This window comes from Caldisalinibacter kiritimatiensis (assembly GCF_000387765.1).
In the GTDB taxonomy this organism is placed as follows: domain Bacteria; phylum Bacillota; class Clostridia; order Tissierellales; family Caldisalinibacteraceae; genus Caldisalinibacter; species Caldisalinibacter kiritimatiensis.
In genome coordinates, this window is sequence record NZ_ARZA01000152.1 from 1 (window position 1) to 4,148 (window position 4,148).

A 4,148-nucleotide genomic window follows, 5' to 3' on the forward strand; every position below is an offset into this window, starting at 1 on the left:
TATTATCTTTTCTTTTCTTCTTAGGTAACTCCAAATCACAATTATCTATTTCATACTTTATTATTTTGTTATTACATGTTTTGTTTCGTTTATATTTATCAGCCGTTTCAAGAACTTTTTTCTTCATACCTAATCTTTTTGCAATCCAAAGTGCATTACTTTTTCCTGATTTACCTATTGACAGTACATATAGGGGTTTCAATGTCTCTGCTTCAAACTCCATACAACCATTTTCAAATCCTACATGTTGATTAGAATACTCCTTAATCTCACTATAATGTGTTGTTACTACTGTAATAGCACCACTTCTATATAAGTCATCTAAAATTGCTGCTGCCAATGCTGACCCTTCACTAGGGTTAGTACCTGTTCCTATCTCATCTATTAAAACGAGTGTAGAATACTTTGCTTTATTCATAATATTAATTATATTTTTTATGTGGGCAGAAAATGTACTCAATGATTGTTCGATACTTTGTTGGTCTCCTACATCTGTAAAAATTCTTTCAAATAATACCATATCAGTCCCTTTTTTAGCAGGTACATGTAGACCTGATTGAGTCATTAAAGTTAATAGTCCTACTGTTTTAAGAGCAACTGTCTTAGGCTCAATAAAAACAGTAAAACCTGTTGACGAAGTATCAACAATATTACCTGTAATCATGTTTTTATAAACTGATTTTACTGGAATTACATATTTATCATTTCGTTTACTAATAAAAAAATCTTGAATATAATTTTTATACTTTACCGAATCAACAAAATTTTGTAATTTTTGCTCTATCCTTTTTTCTACTATTTCAATCTTCTTTCTAACCTTTTGTAATTTTGCACTCGCTTTACTACTTACAATATTTCCTTCTATCGCTAAATTTATTTCATCCTCTAAATCCTTCATTTCCGTAATAGATAAACTGTAGTTACTAAGCTGAGGAGCTATATCTAGCTATTTTTGCATAAATCTTTTAATTTTTCTACAACCTCTAAGAAAGTCTGAAATTTTCATCAATTCATTTGGTTGCAGTACTATACCTTTATCTACACGGTTTACGTATTCTTCAATATCCTGTATTCCGTAAAAAGGTAAATTAGATGATGTATTTAATATAGCTTTTGCTTCACTGGTTTCTCTTAACATTCTTTCTACTACCCTTATATCGGTTTTAGGCTCCATTTTATCAACTAACTTTTTTCCTAAATCACTTACTGTGAATTCCTTTATCTTTTCTTTGATTTTGTTATACTCTAACGTTTTTAACGTATTACTATTCATATTTATTACCTCCTAAAGTTTTGTACTCTTATTATTCAAAAAAATAAAAAACTGTGGAAGAACAAACTACTCCACAGTCTCAAAAAACATAAAACTATCATTATCGATATAAAACCAATTTTGACATAGTAAAACCGTGGAACAAAATCCACGGTAACTTTATCAAAAACTTCTCACAATAATGTGGACCGTTGTTTTTTAATATAGGTGACTTCAAAAATGGCATACAAAATCGAAGGAATCGACTCCTCTTCAAAATCAAACCCTTTTGAATTATTTACTTCCTATTTATTAAAGAACAACCACACTCACAAAACATATCTCCTTTTTACTATTATTTACTTATTACTTAGTTATAGTATATTATTTGTCGCTATATATGTCAAGAATTCTCTATACATTTTGTATAGTTTTATTGTACTAGATTCTCTTCATGATTTTTTATATCTAATATATATTCTATAGCGTTTGCTGGCTTATAAAAATATTGTAAACTAGGGCCTTGGCGTTTATCATTCAAATACATACTAGTAAAAATTTTATATAAAGTTTGATAACTGAATGTTTTAAAATCGTATTCTTTTAATTTTTCAATCATGAATTCTGCTAATTCGTCATCTATTTCATATATATCATAATCTACTTTTTTAAATGGTATTCTCATTTCTTCTAATTCAACCATATCTGATTCTGCTAGTTTATATAAATTACCATACTGAGCCCCTATATTAGTTACTAAGTCGTGCCATTTTTCCAACCCACTTTTATTTATTTTACTACCTATCCTACCTGTATCCTCAAAGAATTTTATTAACAAAAACTTAGCACAATAATTATATGCAGCTTTCTCTAAAAATAAGTCATACCAAATATCATCTTTGAGTTTCTTATTTAAACCACTTTTCAATCTATACCTTTTTAAAACACCTCTTTGGTCATATTTGTACTTAATTTTAAAAAAATCTACAAACTCTTTCAAATCTGATACTATCTTGTTTATTATTTTCATTCTAACACCTCCTAACCCTATTTCTATTATTCCCTCCTGTATGTTTTTTATAACACTTTTAACATTTTTTGCCTCATCCTACTACTATTATACGTATTTAAGCAAAGTGACGTACAAATAGAGCTACAAAACAATGCACTAAAAAATAGTTCTAAACGAAAAAAGGTTGGAATGACGGACTTCACTCCAACCTTTACTTTGAACATTATAATATTTCTTTTAAATCTTTAGTAGGATGGTTTTCGTATTTAATTACTTTTCCTTCCCATGTTCTAATAAGAATATGGTCTCTTCCTCTTGATATTAAATACTGAGGTAATATAGGAGTTTTTCCTTGCCCCTTTGGAGCATTAATAATATATGTTGGTATGGCTAATCCTGATGTATAACCTCTTAAATATTCCATTATTTCTATACCATCATCAACTGACGTATTAAAATGAGTTGTTCCTCTTACATGTTTAGCATGGAATATATAATATGGTCTAACTCTTATCTTGAGTAATTCATGATTAAGTGCTTTCATAACATATTTATCATTGTTTATACCATTTAATAACACTGCTTGATTTCCTAATGGTATACCTGCATTTGCTAGCTTTTCACATGCCTTTTTAGCCTCTTCAGTAATCTCTTTAGGATGATTAAAATGCGTGTTAATATAAATTGGATGATATTTTTTTAGCATATTTGCCAATTCATCTGTAATTCTTTGTGGCATAGTAACAGGGGTTCTAGAACCTATTCTTATAATCTCTACATGAGGTATTTGTCTTAACTCTTCTAAAATCCACTCTAATCTATGGTCTGGAATAGTTAGCGGGTCACCACCAGTTATCAATACATCTCTTATTTCTTCATTATTTCTTATATACTCTATTGATTCCTTAATAACATCTGTTGATTTATGCTCATCTTTCTGACCAATATTTCTTCTTCTCTGACAATGTCTACAATACATAGCACACTCATTAGTTACATTAATTATTAACCTATCTGGATATCTCCTTGTTATACTACCTGCTGGATTAGTGTATTCTTCACCCATTGGGTCCATATCTCCGTCTATATCGCTAACTTCTAAAACTGTAGGTACTGATAAAAGTCTTATAGGGTCAAATCTATCATCTGGGTCCATAAGACTAGCATAATAAGGCGAAATTGCCCACCTGAAATTTTTACCAACTTTCTCTATTTCTCCACGTTCTCTTTCTGAAAGATTAATAATTTTTTCAAGAGTTTTTACATCTGAAATTCTATTTTTTAATTGCCATTTATAATCATTCCAATCCTCTTCTGTTCCACCTAATATTTTTAATATTCTTTCTTTAGCAGCTGTAAATTCATCTGTCATTTCTAATCCTTTCGCAACCTTATCTCTCTCATCTAAATAATCTTCGATCCTTGATTTTAGCTCTTCTGCTCTTTCTAGCGAAACCTTTCTTTTTTCAGAAATTTTAAGCTCTTCCATTAGCATACCTCCTCTTAAATATTTTGCTTCAAATTTTAAAATATTATAAAACTAATAAAAACTTTACACGCTATGTATCACCTTAATTTTCCACACAAGAGTTTACATAAGGAAAAAAGAGTAATCTAAATAAACTCCTACCAAAAATATTTATAGAATAAACCGGTCTATTTTTAAATATTTATTAGATAAAGGACTTTTTGAAATGCTCTAGAATTGCATGTATACATTATGAGATTTGAAATACATGATAAGACTGGAATAAACAGGTAATAATATTATATTACAATTTATTATGTTTGTCAATATTAAGAGGGGAGTACTTCTCTATGAAGAATATTCTATCTTTCATAATTATAGTTACTTTATTATTCTCATTTTATATTATTAATATT

At 28.8% G+C, this 4,148-nt stretch carries 4 protein-coding genes; all 4 read right to left on the reverse strand.

Annotated elements, in window-relative coordinates; all coding sequences use genetic code 11:
• Positions 1-898, reverse strand: an 898-nt coding sequence (locus L21TH_RS07200) for a MutS-related protein (RefSeq protein WP_423219135.1), incomplete at its 3' end; no start/stop codon positions are given.
• A gap of 48 nt (positions 899-946) precedes the next feature.
• Entirely contained in the window at positions 947-1,273 is a 327-nt protein-coding gene (locus tag L21TH_RS13785; protein ID WP_006312791.1) for a hypothetical protein, read from the reverse strand.
• 412 nt (positions 1,274-1,685) lie between these two features.
• A complete protein-coding gene (locus L21TH_RS07205) occupies positions 1,686-2,282 on the reverse strand; it encodes a hypothetical protein (protein ID WP_006312793.1) in 597 nt (198 codons plus the stop codon).
• A gap of 205 nt (positions 2,283-2,487) precedes the next feature.
• A complete protein-coding gene (eam, locus tag L21TH_RS07210) occupies positions 2,488-3,753 on the reverse strand; it encodes a glutamate 2,3-aminomutase (protein WP_006312796.1) in 1,266 nt (421 codons plus the stop codon).
• Positions 3,754-4,148: the final 395 nt, after the last annotated feature.

What these genes read in the sequence shown, in the direction of transcription:
- L21TH_RS13785 (WP_006312791.1), bottom strand. Translation starts at nt 1,273, where the DNA reads ATGAATAGTAATACGTTAAAAACGTTAGAGTATAACAAAATCAAAGAA.
- L21TH_RS07205 (WP_006312793.1), bottom strand. Translation starts at nt 2,282, where the DNA reads ATGAAAATAATAAACAAGATAGTATCAGATTTGAAAGAGTTTGTAGAT.
- eam (WP_006312796.1), bottom strand. Translation starts at nt 3,753, where the DNA reads ATGGAAGAGCTTAAAATTTCTGAAAAAAGAAAGGTTTCGCTAGAAAGA.